Annotated in this window: 15 protein-coding genes and 2 pseudogenes; 9 read left to right on the top strand and 8 right to left on the bottom strand. The window is 61.5% G+C overall.

Translation table 11 applies throughout. The features are described 5' to 3' along the window. On the bottom strand, positions 1 to 1,018 hold a 1,018-nt coding region (locus THIX_RS21615; RefSeq protein ID WP_112487848.1), incomplete at its 3' end, for an IS630 family transposase. Between the two features lie 191 nt (positions 1,019 to 1,209). Between THIX_RS21615 and THIX_RS21610 the strand changes: the two genes are divergently transcribed. Both THIX_RS21610 and THIX_RS21605 read left to right on the top strand, forming a co-directional pair. Continuing rightward, the gene (locus tag THIX_RS21610; protein ID WP_231480581.1) at positions 1,210 to 1,452 is read left to right on the top strand and encodes a type II toxin-antitoxin system RelE/ParE family toxin; all 243 of its coding nucleotides are present in this window, start codon (positions 1,210 to 1,212) and stop codon (positions 1,450 to 1,452) included. Positions 1,453 to 1,454: 2 nt separating this feature from the next. After that, entirely contained in the window at positions 1,455 to 1,766 is a 312-nt protein-coding gene (locus THIX_RS21605; RefSeq protein WP_031407443.1) for an addiction module antidote protein, read from the top strand. A gap of 5 nt (positions 1,767 to 1,771) precedes the next feature. Here THIX_RS21605 and THIX_RS25025 read toward each other — a convergent pair. The 3 genes and pseudogenes from THIX_RS25025 to THIX_RS21590 form a co-directional block, all read right to left on the bottom strand. Continuing rightward, positions 1,772 to 1,911 (bottom strand): annotated as a pseudogene (locus tag THIX_RS25025) (tyrosine-type recombinase/integrase); the annotation flags it as partial. Next, positions 1,904 to 2,158, bottom strand: a complete 255-nt coding sequence (locus tag THIX_RS21595; protein ID WP_031407446.1) for a DUF2442 domain-containing protein — start codon at positions 2,156 to 2,158, stop codon at positions 1,904 to 1,906. The gene THIX_RS21595 and the pseudogene THIX_RS25025, both read right to left, overlap by 8 nt. Next, positions 2,142 to 2,381 (bottom strand): DUF4160 domain-containing protein, encoded by a 240-nt coding sequence (locus tag THIX_RS21590; RefSeq protein WP_112487847.1) that lies wholly within the window; start codon positions 2,379 to 2,381, stop codon positions 2,142 to 2,144. The genes THIX_RS21595 and THIX_RS21590 overlap by 17 nt, the downstream gene beginning before the upstream one ends. Positions 2,382 to 2,661: 280 nt before the next feature. On the opposite strand from THIX_RS21590, the gene THIX_RS21580 reads away from it, so the two are divergent. The 3 genes and pseudogenes from THIX_RS21580 to THIX_RS21570 all read left to right on the top strand — a co-directional run. Beyond that, positions 2,662 to 3,027, top strand: a complete 366-nt coding sequence (locus THIX_RS21580; RefSeq protein WP_031404100.1) for a hypothetical protein — start codon at positions 2,662 to 2,664, stop codon at positions 3,025 to 3,027. Between the two features lie 3 nt (positions 3,028 to 3,030). Next, a complete protein-coding gene (tnpB, locus tag THIX_RS21575) occupies positions 3,031 to 3,372 on the top strand; it encodes an IS66 family insertion sequence element accessory protein TnpB (RefSeq protein WP_112487845.1) in 342 nt (113 codons plus the stop codon). A 68-nt stretch (positions 3,373 to 3,440) separates the two neighbouring features. After that, positions 3,441 to 4,075 (top strand): annotated as a pseudogene (locus THIX_RS21570) (IS66 family transposase zinc-finger binding domain-containing protein); the annotation flags it as partial. A 696-nt stretch (positions 4,076 to 4,771) separates the two neighbouring features. Here THIX_RS21570 and THIX_RS21565 read toward each other — a convergent pair. The 3 genes from THIX_RS21565 to THIX_RS21555 form a co-directional block, all read right to left on the bottom strand. Continuing rightward, positions 4,772 to 5,809, bottom strand: a complete 1,038-nt coding sequence (locus tag THIX_RS21565) for an IS630 family transposase (RefSeq protein WP_112488072.1) — start codon at positions 5,807 to 5,809, stop codon at positions 4,772 to 4,774. A gap of 61 nt (positions 5,810 to 5,870) precedes the next feature. Then, on the bottom strand, positions 5,871 to 6,575 hold the full coding sequence (locus THIX_RS21560) for an RloB family protein (RefSeq protein ID WP_112487844.1): 705 nt from the start codon (positions 6,573 to 6,575) through the stop codon (positions 5,871 to 5,873). An 8-nt stretch (positions 6,576 to 6,583) separates the two neighbouring features. Further along, complete coding sequence (locus tag THIX_RS21555; RefSeq protein ID WP_112487843.1) at positions 6,584 to 7,843, bottom strand: ATP/GTP-binding protein; 1,260 nt, start codon at positions 7,841 to 7,843, stop codon at positions 6,584 to 6,586. 342 nt (positions 7,844 to 8,185) lie between these two features. Between THIX_RS21555 and THIX_RS24460 the strand changes: the two genes are divergently transcribed. Together THIX_RS24460 and THIX_RS21550 are read left to right on the top strand one after the other, a co-directional pair. Then, a complete protein-coding gene (locus THIX_RS24460) occupies positions 8,186 to 8,446 on the top strand; it encodes a hypothetical protein (protein WP_233224675.1) in 261 nt (86 codons plus the stop codon). A gap of 109 nt (positions 8,447 to 8,555) precedes the next feature. Next, a complete protein-coding gene (locus THIX_RS21550; protein ID WP_031407471.1) occupies positions 8,556 to 8,798 on the top strand; it encodes a hypothetical protein in 243 nt (80 codons plus the stop codon). Between the two features lie 141 nt (positions 8,799 to 8,939). Here THIX_RS21550 and THIX_RS23645 read toward each other — a convergent pair whose 3' ends face one another. Further along, the gene (locus tag THIX_RS23645; protein ID WP_233224674.1) at positions 8,940 to 9,656 is read right to left on the bottom strand and encodes a hypothetical protein; all 717 of its coding nucleotides are present in this window, start codon (positions 9,654 to 9,656) and stop codon (positions 8,940 to 8,942) included. A gap of 282 nt (positions 9,657 to 9,938) precedes the next feature. Between THIX_RS23645 and THIX_RS21545 the strand changes: the two genes are divergently transcribed. Together THIX_RS21545 and THIX_RS21540 are read left to right on the top strand one after the other, a co-directional pair. After that, positions 9,939 to 13,364 (top strand): EAL domain-containing protein, encoded by a 3,426-nt coding sequence (locus THIX_RS21545; RefSeq protein ID WP_158540976.1) that lies wholly within the window; start codon positions 9,939 to 9,941, stop codon positions 13,362 to 13,364. Positions 13,365 to 13,568: 204 nt separating this feature from the next. Beyond that, the gene (locus tag THIX_RS21540; protein ID WP_112488546.1) at positions 13,569 to 14,732 is read left to right on the top strand and encodes a cysteine desulfurase family protein; all 1,164 of its coding nucleotides are present in this window, start codon (positions 13,569 to 13,571) and stop codon (positions 14,730 to 14,732) included. The last annotated feature ends 50 nt before the right edge of the window (positions 14,733 to 14,782 follow it).

Here is a 14,782-nt window from a genome sequence, read left to right as displayed (position 1 = left end):
GCCGGTCCTGGAAGTAGCGCATCACACGCTGCGGGTTTTGTTCCAGCATCGCCATATGGTCGTTCGCAGCTTCGCGTAATTTGGCCTTGGTTCGCACCGGCACGTGTTTGCCCATTTCCTGCTTGAGATCGGCGTTGAGCCTCTCCTCAGGGTTGAGTTGGGGGCTGTAGCTTGGCAGGTAAAACAGCTCGATCTGCGCGTGATGCAAGGCCACCCAAGCCTTCACCAACTTGCTGTGATGCACCCTCAGGTTGTCCAGAATCAGGAATACCTTCTTGCCCGCATCCTTGATCAAGGCCTGCAAGAACTCAATCAACTTGTCGGCATCAAACGCCTCGTCGATGATCATCCAGCGGGTCTTGCCCTGGTTGGTCACCGTGGCGATCATCGAGAGCTTCTGGCGCGTCCCGCCCACCGCCATCGCCACCGGTGTTTTGCCCGCAGGGGCAAAGCTTCTGCCGCGCACGTCCGTGTTGACCAGCGCGGTTTCGTCTCCCCAGTGGATTTCCCCGCCCTCAGCCCTGGCGCGCTGCTCGATGGCGGGGTATTCGCCCTCCAGCCAAGCCTGCACCGCCGCGGGGCTTTGCTCGTAGGCTCGCTTGATCGGCTTTTGTGGCGTAAAGCCCCAGCGGGTGAGGTACTTTCCAACGCTGCGCACCTGCAGTTTGATGTCGAACTCTTGTTCAATGAGTTGCATCACCGCAGCGCGGCTCCACAGGTGAAAGTCCATCTTGAGTTGCTCAGGACGCGTGTCAATGATCAGGCGCTGGATCGTCTCTTCTTGCGCTTGACTGAGCACCCGACCGTCGCCTCTGGCGCGTCCGCGCCGAGTCGGCCGGATGGCGCTCCAGCCGCCGGCCTCGTACAAGTCGATGGCCGCTCGAACGGGCGGGTAACTCAGCCCCGTCATGTCCACGATCTGCATGATCTTGATGCCCCGCTTGTGCAACCTCACGACTTGCTTGCGCCGCTCGTGAAGTTGCTCCAGTGTTTGCTTCCTTGCGTTTTCCTTTTCCATGGTCAATAGATCAAGAAGCTTGCAGAAAGTTCATATTTTATGGGGCCTTATCTATAGCGAAGTGAACAGGACTGTGGCGAGGGCGTCGCGACTCATTTCCCTTGATTATCTGTAATCGTTCGATTACAATCGCATCATGTTGATGGTAAAGCCGCTTCCACAATTCACCGCTTGGCTCGATGGCTTGACCGATGCGCATGGTGCGCGGCGTCGTGGTGGCGCGCATCAAGCGGTTGGAACTCGGGCTGCTGGGCGATGTGGAACCGGTCGGCGAGGGCGTCCACGAGCTGCGCATCCACGTTGGCGCGGGCTGGCGGGTGTACTTCACCCAGCGCGGCGGCCAGGTTATCGTCTTGCTGGCTGGGGGCTCCAAACGCACGCAGCAGAGCGACATCAAGCGTGCCAAGAAGTTGGCCGCGCAATTGGAGGATTGATCATGCCAGAACGCATCAAAGTCGCCGACCTGCCGACATTCGACGCGGCGCCGTATCTCGACAGCGAAGAAGCAGTTGCCGCCTTCCTGACCGACATTCTTGACGCCAACGACCCGGCGCTTCTTGCGGCCGCGCTGGGGGACATCGCCCGTGCTCGCGGCATGAGCGACATTGCCAAGGAAACGGGCATCGCACGCGAAGCGCTGTACAAAGCGCTGCGCCCCGGCGCGCATCCGCGCTTCGATACGATCAACCGCGTATGCGCGGCCCTGGGGGTGCGCTTGGTGGCGCAGCCCGTACATGATCACGCTTGAGACCATCACCCCAGCTTCGCCGCCAGCTTCTCAGCCTCGACATGGGTGTACCGCTTGAGCATGGCAAGCGACTTGTGCCCCGTCATGCTCGCGACTTCCATGATGCCAAGACCCTTTTCAAGAGCCTGGGCGTGGCTTCATGCCGCCGCGGCGTGGCGATGGGTCAGGTCGCCCACACCGGCAAGCAATCCCTCGACGGAGATGTCTTCGTCGAGTTCTTCCCAGTGCAGGCCGCGCGTGCTGATGGTGTAGCTGGCGCGTTGCGCGGTGGTGGCATGCAACAGGCGTGGGAACCAGGCCAACGGCACGCCTAGCACACGCCCATCGGAAAGCCGCACCTGCATGCTGTCGTCGTCGAAGGTGACGGATTGCGCCCTAACCAAAGTGTTCATCCCAGGCCCTTTCGATGTCGTTGACGTTGCTCTCGATCACCTGAACAAGCTCACGCAAGGTTTTGGCATCAAAGCCGTCGTTGTAAGCCACACACACGGGGTGAAGCCAGAATTTCGCGTCAATGCCATCCTTGACAGCATGGATGTGAACTGGCTCGCGCGGGTTGCCTTCATTCGAGAAGAACAGGAAACGAAATCCCTTGTGGCGAAAAACAACTGGCATGGCGCGATGCTATCCCAACTTCGCCGCCAGCTTCTCGGCCTCGACATGGGTGTACCGCTTGAGCATGGACAGGGACTTGTGCCCCGTCAACCAACGTTGCTCGCGCACAGCTCGGGAATATAGGGGCCTTCATCGATCTCGGGCATGCAGAGATCATGCCCAGCGCCTTCAATTTCCACGCTGACAAAGCCTTGGGCGTGCGCCTGCCTGGTATGCGTCCGGCAAACCCATCTTTTCAGTGAAGGACGGCTGAGCGAAGCTTGGGGTTTTGGGAGGCTGCATGCGATCAGACAAGCTCAGTGAGGAGAGGATTGGGGAGATTCTGGCGATCCTCGATGAACTCAAGGCCAGCGGTGGGCGTGCCGAGGTTTTTGCCCAAAGCCATGGCGTCAGCTACGGGCAGCTTCGGGGCTGGCTGTCACACGCACCGCGCTGGCGGGCGCAGTTGGCAGGGCAGGAGGTGCCTGCGCGTGCGAGCGGGTTCGTGCAAGCCAGGCTCAGCCCGAGGTCTGGTGCGGTGGCCGCCGATGCGCTGCCGGCCCACGCGCGCATCACCTGCGTGGCTGGCGCTCGGCGGGCGCAGATCGACTGGCCTGTGGCCCATGCGGCGGAGTGCGCGCAGTGGCTGCGAGCCTGGCTGGGGTGAGCCATGCTGCGCATTGAGGCCGTCTGGCTGGCGGTGGGTGCCAGTGATCTGCGCGGCGGCATGGACAGCCTGCTGGGCCAGGTTGTGGCCCGGTTTGGCTCAGCACAACGGCACCACGCCTACGTGTTTGCCAACCGCCGCGCGACAAGGCTGAAGGTGCTGGTGTTTGATGGCGCGGGGATCTGGCTGTGCACGCGCCGACTGCAAGAAGGCCGGTTCGCGTGGCCGCAGGACGATCGTGAGGCGCTGCACCTGAGCGAGCAGCAATGGCGCTGGCTGGTGGCCGGGCTGCCGTGGCAGCGGATGACGGCTCACGCCACGGCAGCAGCCATTGCCGTGGTGTAGGCGCTGGCGGTTGTCGATCCGGACAACTCCCACTGCTCGCGCACGCTCACGCGCGCGAGAATGTGCCCATGCTCGACGCCATCGATTCCGACCGACTGCAGGCCCTGGGGGACGATCCGACGGCGCAGTACGCGCGTGCGGTCATTGCCCGCATGCAGGCGGATCTGAAGTTCAAGCAGACGAAGATCGAGGCCCTGAGCTTCGAGCTGGCGCGCCTCAAGCAATGGCGTTTTGGGCAATCGAGCGAGGCACTGGACACCCAGGGCGAGCTCTTCGATGCCAAGACGCAGGCGCTGCTGCAAGCCGAGGAACAGGCCGAGGACCGCGCTGCCGAGCACGAGCGCACAGCCCCGGGCAAACGTTGCCCCAAACGCCAGCCGCTGCCCGGGCAGCTTGAGCGCATCGAGCATCGCTACGAGATCGAATCGGGGCTGTGCCCGCAGGGCCACCCCCTGAGCCGCATCGGTGAGGAGATCAGCGCGCAGCTCGACTGCGAGCCCACGCGCTTCTTCGTGCACCGGCACATCCGCGGCAAGTACGCCTGCGCATGCTGCCAGACGGTGTTGGCTGCGCCCATGCCGGCCCAGATCATCGACAAGGGCATCCCCGTTCCCGGCCGGTGCTGGCCAAGCATGACGATCACCTGCCGCTGTACCGCCAGGAGGAGATCTATCGCCGCAGCGGCGTGCACATCCCGCGCTCGATTTTCCGTTGAGGAAGTTCTCCTGGCTCCACAGTATCTTGAGGTGTTGCCAGACCAAGCGCGACAAAGGCTTGACCCAGAAGTGTTTGGAAGTTTGCCGTCTGCGGACATGCGCCATTCCGTTCGACCAGAACGTGGGCGGCAGTCGCCTCCAATAGATCTTTTCCAGTTCCCGTCAGCAGCGCAGCGTCTTCACCTCCACGCTTCGCCCGTCGGACGTAGGCCTGAAGGGCCGATGAGAGTGCGGAACCCGAAAGGTTGTCGAGCACGGCCGGTTGCAGCTCGCCACCCCCGGTGAGGACAAAGCCCACCGCATGGAAAGTAGCAATGGCATCCGTCACAACGTGTTGGCCTACGAAGTTCGGTGACTCTGGCCGAAAGCCGCCACAGCCGCGTAGGTGAGAAATAATTCCTTCAACGAGTGCTTCGCCCGCTGCAGGGTTGTTTTCTAATGCCCAGCTGAGGGTTGTCTGTCCTGACGCGCTTGGCTTTTCCAACAATCTGGCCTTGCGCTCGGGGGTCAGCCTTGCTTAGACCAGACCGCTGAATCTGATACTCGATATCTGAATGGCTCGGTTTACGTGTCTCGGTTTACGTGTCTCGGTCTGCGCGTCATCGACCATGCGAGATACTGCGATGATCACGGCATCCGAAAGTGGGGCTGGCATGACGATATTGCTCCGGCCCGGTGAAGTATTAAGCTGCGTAGCGAACATGCCGGTCCTGGAAGTAGCGCATCACACGCTGCGGGTTTTGTTCCAGCATCGCCATATGGTCGTTCGCAGCTTCGCGTAATTTGGCCTTGGTTCGCACCGGCACGTGTTTGCCCATTTCCTGTTTGAGATCGGCGTTGAGCCTCTCCTCAGGGTTGAGTTGGGGGCTGTAGCTTGGCAGGTAAAACAGCTCGATCTGCGCGTGATGCAAGGCCACCCAAGCCTTCACCAACTTGCTGTGATGCACCCTCAGGTTGTCCAGAATCAGGAATACCTTCCTGCCTGCATCCTTGATCAACGCCTGCAAGAACTCGATCAGCTTGTCGGCGTCAAACGCCTCGTCGATGATCATCCAGCGGGTCTTGCCCTGGTTGGTGACCGTGGCGATCATCGAGAGCTTCTGGCGCGTCCCGCCCACCGCCATCGCCACCGGTGTTTTGCCCGCAGGGGCAAAGCTTCTGCCGCGCACGTCCGTGTTGACCAGCGCGGTTTCGTCTCCCCAGTGGATTTCCCCGCCCTCAGCCCTGGCGCGCTGCTCGATGGCGGGGTATTCGCCCTCCAGCCAAGCCTGCACCGCCGCGGGGCTTTGCTCGTAGGCTCGCTTGATCGGCTTTTGTGGCGTAAAGCCCCAGCGGGTGAGGTACTTTCCAACGCTGCGCACCTGCAGTTTGATGTCGAACTCTTGTTCAATGAGTTGCATCACCGCAGCGCGGCTCCACAGATGGAAGTCCATCTTGAGTTGCTCGGGACGTGTGTCAATGATCATGCGCTGGATCGTCTCTTCTTGCGCTTGACTGAGCACCCGACCGTCGCCTCTGGCGCGTCCCCGCCGAGTCGGTCGGATGGCGCTCCAGCCGCCGGCCTCGTACAAGTCGATGGCCGCTCGAACGGGCGGGTAGCTCAGCCCCGTCATGTCCACGATCTGCATGATCTTGACGCCCCGCTTGTGCAACCTCACGACTTGCTTGCGCCGCTCGTGAAGTTGCTCCAGTGTTTGCTTCCTTGCGTTTTCCTTTTCCATCATCAATGGATCAAAAAACTTGCTGAAAGTTCATATTTTATTGGGCCTTATCTATAGTTGCTTATAGATTTGCACTGGGGGGAAGATTGGAGCCCGATGGAGTCCTCATCGCGCGCAATGCCTCGACAAGAATTGGTAGGCTTGTGCTCGGCCAAGCTGCGTTGCCCACCGCGCGCGCAGAAATCAATTGCTCAACATGCTCCATCGCGCGACCGAGGCCCGCTTCGCCGCCAACTTTTTGGAATATTTTCGGGTCCGCTTTTCTGTAATCCGGGAGATGAACTTGCAGTGCCCGGATGACATCAGCGCAGTTGCCAAATGGTTGATCGGTATAGGCGAAATGGAGAAGAAGCCAGAACTCGATGCACGGTGAGCTGATGATCGGCTGAATACGTATTTCGGGCCGACCCTCTCTCTGGTTAGCCCGTTGGATAGGTGTGTTGCACAGGTGTAGGGCAGAGTCCAGATTAGCCTGGTCGCCATCGATCACGACGAAAACCTTGTCAAACTCCAGTGCTTGAGTGAATCGCTCCTTTGCGCGAGTCACCACGGCCACGGGGTCAGCCTTTGTCTGACCAGGAACGATGACGGCACTGGCTGTTGAAATGTCCAATAGGGCCAATAACGCCCTCAGGTAGTACGGCTCTGTGCATTCCCCTTCGCACACGATCAGCGCAGTCGCTCGCTCAGCGCGTCGAGCGCTCCGCCGCTCATGCTTGTAGCGATTTTTTGCAACCCTTCGCTGGTGCGGGTGATCCTCTCTCATGTCGCCCCTCAGAACAGGAATTCCGTGAGGAAGGGAATCGCTCCATAACGTCCCATGAGGTAGCCGCGTTCCAGGGCCTCGTTCTTGCGCGGGCTGTACTCTGTCAGCGAATACAACTCGGAAGTCTGTTGAGCCCGCTTCTCGACGAACCAAACTTGATCGCGGCGCAGGAGGTTGGGGTCAAGTAGTGAGGTGTCGTGTGTGGTCATCCACATCTGCGCACCTTTCTTGGAGAGATTCGGGTTATGCAAGAGCTGGATGATGTATCGGGTCAACGATGGATGCAGGCTGGTATCGAATTCATCGACAACCAGAACTTTTCCATTCTCGATGGCGTCGAGAAGTGGCGCGGAATAACCAAGCAAGCGCTGCGTGCCGTAGGACTCGAAACGTCGATCGAACCAGACGGGACTACCGCCGTCGATTTGGTGACAGAATTCGACATCGGGCACCTCGCCGTCAAACGCGAGAGTTTCGAGTGGTTTGCCGGGTTCGAACTTGAGTTGCAGATGTTGCCCCTTTCGCTTCTCGACTTTGATGTCGCTCACATGAATGTCCGCAGCATTCATCAGCTTCAGTACCCACTCTTTGTAGTGCGGCTCCGCAAGCTTGACGAACGTCGGCGCCAAATTGACCTCGAAAGGACCCGCTAGTACGATCAGATCACGTGCAAACCAATTGAAGATCGGGAGAAGTTGTGCGCTGTTGGATTGGCTTGCTTGTGTCAGGAACAGCGCTTTTGGCGGGGTGTTCTCCATCCAAACCTTCCTGTTCCCTTTGAAGTAGGCAGAAAAGGGTTCCCAATCCTTCTGGCCAGTCTCTGTGTTGTAGTGGTACTCGAACCAGCGCTGAGGTTTGTTGGCCACATAGACCAGCAACCATTCACTTCGGATGCACTCGGCGTCGAAGGCAAATCCATACTGGTAGCGAACCCCTTCCAGCATGATTGTGATCTCGAACTCGGTCGGTTGATTCGCGGAATGATCATCAAGCCGGAACGGGGTGTACAGATCCCGGTACTGCGGCTCCAGCAGACGAGTCGAGGTCAGGACCATGGTCTGCATGGTGATCAACGCAAAGATCAGGTTGCTTTTGCCGCTCGCGTTGGGGCCGTAGACGACAGCGGAACGCAGCAACTTTGGCACGGCTGACGACCCAGTGGCTATGCAATGCGTCTCGTCGAGTGTCTTGTCTGCGGTGGCAACGAAACTAAGGCACTGCTCTTCGCGGATCGACCGAAAGTTCGTGACGCGAAATTCCACAAGCATTTGCACCCCCACATAAAATATGGATGCAATTTTTGCGAGAAAAATGCAAAACGTCAACTAATGACTGAATCACACCGTGTCAGGGCGGTTCAGACGGTGTCCGCGGCAAGGTGGCCAATTATGTAACGCCCCATTCATCCCGTAAGGAAGGATGACTTCTGCCGCCCTTCCCAACGATGCACTGCTGCGTATTTCAGCCCATCGTGGACGGCGTTTCAGTCTCATCGTGGACTCTGATTCAGCTTGATCGTGGACGGGGGGTAGGCGTGCAAGTGATTCCTTGACCGGGCCTAGGCTGGTCGCTTTTTCCGAGCGACGCCGATGCCCACAACAAGAATCACGATGCGCCAGATCCGAGAGACATTGCGCCTGCCTCTGCAGGCAGGATTGACCTACAGCGAGGTGGCCAGCAAGGCGCTGCCGTTTACTTTATGCGGTCCTCGGAAGCAGGCCGGTTTTGGTCCGCCGTTTGCGGAAATTGGATTGCCGAGGGTTGCGCCAACACATCGCGGATGCACGGAATCCACGTGTTTTCATGATCTGGATCATGAAAACAGCATCCGCATCCTCCAGCAGGGACCGTTCCGCCCAAAGACGCTTTAGGATGCCGCATCGGCTTCGGCGTTGGGATCGCAATCCCTTGTTGTGGCCTCCGTCGCCGGGCTTCGGGCCATCGTTGCGGCTGCCCTTCCCCCTATGCTCGCGTGTAACCATGGTCATCGACATGTCGGATCTCTGCGCCCATTGGGACGTTCACGGCAACGTCCAGGTCTGGGCAAACGATCGCGTGGTATCAACCGTGAAGGTCCTGCAACGCGGCACGCCGCAATCATTGCCCGCGGCCGCTGATCGGGTGGAACGCATGGCACGCGACCCCGCGTACCGTTTCGCCATCCTGGCCCTTGTTCACGGCCAGGTCCGACCGGTCAGGCATGCCAAGCCACCGTCCGCTTAGCGCTGCGCAAACCAGCGCTGCTTTTGTGCACGGTTCCGTGCTGCCTGCGCCCGAGCCTGGCGCAAAAGGCCGCGATGTTTGCGCTGGGAGCGCCCTGTGGAGACCGGCCAGTGGTCCGATGTCCCCTTGTGGAATGGTGCATTACAAACGCGGTGAGCATGGCATCGCGCTGACCAGGCGCGCGCATTCCCCCGCATCCCGCGAGCTGCAGCTCCTTGTGTTGACCAAAGCCAACGCGCGGCAAACCTGACCATGCGCTTGCGCCTTCGGCTGCTCGCGCAGGGTCTGATCTTCATCCTGCCCGTCCTGCTGGTGACGGTGTGGGGACTGTGGGCCGAGCGCAATCAATACCACCAGGTCAAGGACCGTGTCGTCCAAGAAGCCCTGCGCGAAGCATCCACCGATGCGGACACCGTCGCCAGTCGCCTTCAGACGCGATTCACCGAGTTGCAGTTTGCCGCCGTGGCCCTTCACGGACCCGACGCCGACCCGGCGTCCCCGGACCCCCAAGCGGTGCAATCCCTGCGCCGCCTCATGGCGTGGCATCCCGGTCTTTACGCCGTCAATCTCGAGGCGCCAGACGGCGCCGTCCTGTGGTCGACCGAAGTCCGTCGCCAAGCGCCGTCCGTCGCCGCACAATCGCTGACACCGCTGGCATCCAATCCCAATTTCCTGCTTGGGGCAAGCCAATCCGTTGGCCCGGCGCGCATGCACGTCTTGGCCATGCAGTATCGGGTTCAGGATGCGCAAGGCCAGACCCGGTACGTCATCAGCGCTCCGTACCGACTGGATCGGCTGCTCGCCTTTTCCGGGCCCGGCAGCCCATGGGAACTCACCGCCTTCGACGTGCGCAACCATCGCGCGCTGGGCGTGTGGCAGCGGGGGCAGGTGGACTTCGCCCCGAAGGCGGCTGCCGCCACTGCGGTTGAAGTTGCGGTGCCAGGCTATCCGCTGATCGTGGGAGCGAGTTGGCCATCCTGGCTTGTATGGCATCGGTATTGGCGAAGCGCGCTGATGCGCTGGATCTTCGAGGCGGGGACCATCCTGCTTCTCGGCCTCGCCAGCTTGAGCGTACGTCGCCAGGTTCGCCAACGCGGTCGCGATGCCAGGCGCCAACGCCAGCTGGCGGACTTCAACGCCATGCTGGCGCAAGTCAATCAGACCATTACACGCGCCGACGACGAGTCGTCCCTTCTCACGACTCTTTGTCAGACCACCGTCAAGCAGGCCAACCTCAAATTTGCCTGGATCGGACGACCAGGGGACGCGCAAGGCGTCGAGGTTCTTGCCGCATCGAGCAAGGCCCAGGGCCATCCCGACGAACTCACGGGTGCCCGTTACCCCGATGTGGCGGCGGCTCGGGAGGCCGTCGGGCGAGCGTGGCGCGATGGGCGCAGCGTGCGCATGCCAGTCGTTGACTCCCCACAATCGGCGGATCGCGCCGAACCTGCAAACCCCTCCAACATCCGCTCCATAGCCGTTCTACCCATCCGCCGCAGCGGCACCATGTGGGGGGTTTTTGCGATGTACAGCGCACGCGCTGGGCTCTTCGGCAGCATGGCGGAGTCCCTGCTCGACCGGCTGGCCTCCGATGTCTCCAGCGGCCTTGATCGCATCGACCTTGCGCAGCGCGCACGTCATGCTGCGTTGTTGCGTGAGGTGCTTCTGGACAACGCGGTTGCCGGCATTGCGCTGACGCGGGGGCGTCGCATTGTCGATGCCAACTCGCGATTTGCAACCCTGCTCGGGTACCCCGACAAGACAGCATTGATCGGTCAGGCCACCGGCATCCTCTACCCCGATGAAAGCGAGTTCGCGCGGATCAAGGCCCTGTACCCGGAACTTTACGCGAAAGGCTCCGTCCAGCTGACGAGCGTACGCCTGCGGCGCCTTGATGGGGGCCTCATCACGTGCGACCTGTCGGGCGGCGTTGTGCAGGACATCAAACAGGCCCTCGCCGTCTGGACCATCGTCGACGTGACCACGCGGGATCGGCTGCAGGCGCAAATCGAGCACGAGGCTCTGCACGACCCGCTGACGGGGCTGCCCAACCGACGGGCGCTGGAAGCACATCTTCCCAAGGCGATCGCGCGTGCACAGCGCAACGGCACAGCTCTGGCTGTGGGCATGATCGATCTGGATGATTTCAAGCCAGTCAATGACACGTGGGGCCATGAGGCCGGTGATGCGCTTCTCCAGGAATTGGCCAAACGACTACGAGCCGAGTTGCGCGTGTCGGATGCGCTCGCCAGACTTGGAGGCGATGAGTTCATCGTCGTGATCGAAGATCTGGACCCATACCAAACGACAGCCGAACTTGCCCGGATTGCCAAGCGACTGCATCACGCAGTGGAAACCTCGGTGAGCGTTGCCGCGGGACACACGGCAACGGTCGGCTTGAGCATGGGCCTGGCACTGTTCCCGGCAGACGCCATGGAAGGCGATGCGCTGATGCGTCTGGCCGATGCCGCGATGTACCAAGCCAAGATGCACAAGCATGACGGCACATCCTGGTGGCGCCTGTCCAGCGTGAGTTTAACCGCCCCGGAGCGCGAAACAGGGTTCGATGCCTACGGCCGGGACGCTGCCGTCCTCCTGGACAAAGCCCATGCGCATTTCGCCAACGTTTCCGAGCGCTTTATCGATGTGTTCTACACCGATCTGGGTCAAGAGCCCCATTCGCAGGCCATCCTGGCAAACCTGAGTCCCTCGGACATGGCTGCGCTCAAACAACGCCAAGCGGATCATCTTCACCTCATGCTCGCCCCTGACACGACTCTGGCGGACGTGCAACGGGCAGCGCAGCGTCTGGGGCGCGCCCACGCCCTGGTTGGCGTGAGCAGCGCCCTGCTGGTGCATTCCATGGCCATGTACCGAAGACTGCTGACGGACCATCTGAACCAAGTCCTTTTGCCGGCGCGGGAGCGTTACCGGATTTTGCTGGTCGCCGAAAGACGCCTTCAGGACGACATTCAAGCTCAATTGCAAGTTGCTGATGCAACCATCGGTGCCTATCTGGACGTCCTGGCGACCCCCCTCCCGAGGTATGGACGGTTACTCGCCGATGTTCGCCCCCTGGAGCTTGCGGCCCTCGCGCAACTCCCCGGTATTCTTGGAGCACTCCTGATGCGCCCGAACACGCTCGGGGCACTCTCGGTCGAGAACTGCGCCGGCTCGCGAGGGGAGGACATCGCAGCGGTCCTTCGCGCCCCCAAGTTGCAGATTGTGATCCATGACCCGGCCGATCCGCGCAGCACCAACGTCATCGCCCAAGCCTGGCGGCGCGGTGAGATCACAGGACTGGCGTCTTTCACGCGTGACCCCAGCCATGACTTTTGGCGCGAATCGGCGCAGGCGTTCGGGCTGCGATCCGTGCTTGCCATTCCGCTGAGCGACGCATCGGACCATATTGTCGCCGTGCTTGCACTGTACGGCGCCTATCCGGGTCAGTTCGAATCGGCGGTGATGCGGCAAATCGCACGGGGAATCCAGCAGCGCTGGGAACAGGTGGGGTTGCGCTGCAGCGCGCCCGCGACCGTCGTGACACAGGAACGTGCGGAGATTTTGCGCCAGCAGCTTTTTTCGGGCGGCTTGCGCATGTTCATGCAACCCATCGTTGACTTGCGCAGCAGCCAGCTGATCAAGGTGGAGGCACTGGCTCGCTTGGAGCTGCCTGACGGGTCGATCATTGCGCCTGGTGTGTTCCTTCCCCTACTGGGGGAGACCGAGTTGAGCCGTCTCTTCCGCATGGGGCTGGACATGGCGCTTGTGCATCTCACTTTGTGGGATGCACAAGGTCTGCGTATCGGTGTGGCGGTCAACATGCCCCCCAGCGTGCTGCGCGACCCCGAATGTGCAGTGTGGGTCGAGGACATCCTTCGCCTGCACAAGATCGAGGCGGACCGGCTGACCCTGGAATTGCTGGAGACGCAAGCTCTGGAGAGCGGAGCGCAGGATGCAGCCCTCTCTCAGATTAAGCACCTCGGCTGCAAACTCGCCATGGATGACCTGGGCTCGGGCTACAGCAGCTTGCTGCGCCTGACGAGCGTATCGTTCGACATCATCAAGATCGATCAGGCACTGCTCACGCGCATCCGTCAAAACCCCCTTGAGACCTTGGGCCTCATGGTCACCATCATCCAGATGGGGCTCGATCTTCGCCGGGATGTGGTCGTCGAAGGCTTGGAGGATGCCGGAATGATCGAAGCGGCGTTACTCCTGGGTGCGCAATATGGGCAGGGCTTTGGCTTGGCCAGACCCATGCCGCCGGATCAAGTCGTGGCATGGCGCGCCTGCCTCCAAGCGCCAGCAAACCCGTTCAGGATTCGGACCTACCTGGGAGCCCTGGCCTATTCCTGGCTCCGCATGCGCGGCGAAGCGCAGGGACAGTCGTTGGCACCCCACCCGGTGGCGGACTTCTTACGCACGCGCGGCCTCCACACCAGCCCCGCCGCCCAGTGGTACGCCCAGGTCCATGCCAATCCCGGCGACCTCGACACGGCCCGCAAACTGCTGGACTGGTTGGTGGCACAAGTCCAGAAGGAAGGGCCGCATGGTGACGCCTGATGCCCTGGCGGGCGACTCGACGAACGATTCAATTCTGGGCTGCCTCACGTTCAGGTGCTTGGGCACCTCCACTCGGCGAGCGGGAGGCGGCGTTCGCACGCGCGACCATGCCAGGCGCCGCAGCGCTTTGCGCGTCCCGGACCTGTACCTGCCAGAGTTGCCCAAGCGCCCGGGGATCGGCCAGGTGCCAAACGCATGATGCCCATGATCTATCTTGACCACAACGCAACCACCCCCGTGGCAGCCGAAGCTCTCCAGGAGATGCGTGACGTGCTCGAACGCGTCTGGGCCAATCCCTCGTCTGCTCACGGCCCAGGCCAGGCGGCACGGCGCGTGCTGGCGGACGCGCGGACTCGGATTGCACGTTTTCTGGGTTGCGGCCCCACTGAACTGGTGTTCACCAGCGGCGCCACGGAGGCCAATCACATGGCCGTGCTCGGTGCCTGCAATGCGCGCCGCCGCGGGGCCCATTGCGGGCGCCGCAGGCTGGTGCTGTCCGCCGTTGAACATCCATCCATGATGGCGTTGGCCGCACGTGTGCGCGACAGCGGATGTCCGGTCGACGTGATCCCGGTGGACGGTGAAGGCCGCCTCGATCTGCAGGCCGCGCATGCGTTGATCGACACGGACGTAGTGCTGGTCAGTGTGATGGGCGCCAACAATGAAACGGGGGTGCTCATGCCTGTGGCGGAGTTGGCCGAGATCGCCCACACGCAAGGTGCGCTGCTGCACGTCGACGCCACGCAAGTCGTGGGCAAGAGCGTGCAGCGCTTTGCCGATAGCGCAGCTGATCTGTGGTCGGTGTCGGCGCACAAGTTCAACGGTCCGAAGGGGGTGGGAGCGCTCGTGGTGCGCAAGGGGCTGGACTGGCCGGGGCTGCTGGCAGGAAACCAGGAGCGCGGGCGCCGAGGCGGCACCGAAAACCTGCCGGGAATCGCGGGATTCGCCGCTGCTGCCGAGGGTGCGGCGCTCGACTTGGCCGCCGACGTCGATCGCATGACCGCACTGCGCGAGCGTTTCGAATCGGGGCTGAAACGGTGCTCGGCGCAACTGAATGCACCACTGACGATCTATGGCTGCGCCACACAGCGCCTGCCCAATACGAGCTTGGTGCGTTTTGGAGAACTCAAGGCCGAGCACGTGCTGCGCGCGTTGGAGCGCACAGGGGTGATCGCCGCATCGGGCTCGGCTTGCTGCAGTGGCAGGGACTTGCCATCCCATGTGCTGCTGGCTCAAGGCGAGAGCCCCCAGTACGCACGTTGTGCGGTGCGGTTTTCGCTCGGACGCCACACCACGTCCGAAGAGATTGACGCGGCACTGCTCGCGGTGCAGCGGGTCCTCGGATCATTGCTGAACACGCGTCACTGACGGCAATCTCCAGAGCAGAAGCGCGTCGCGGAAATCCTAGCGTTTAAACC

The sequence above is a fragment of the Thiomonas sp. X19 genome (assembly GCF_900089495.1).
Taxonomy (GTDB): Bacteria; Pseudomonadota; Gammaproteobacteria; order Burkholderiales; family Burkholderiaceae_C; genus Thiomonas_A.
Note: the sequence above shows the minus strand (reverse complement) of the source record. Positions and strands in the feature narration are given on the sequence as shown.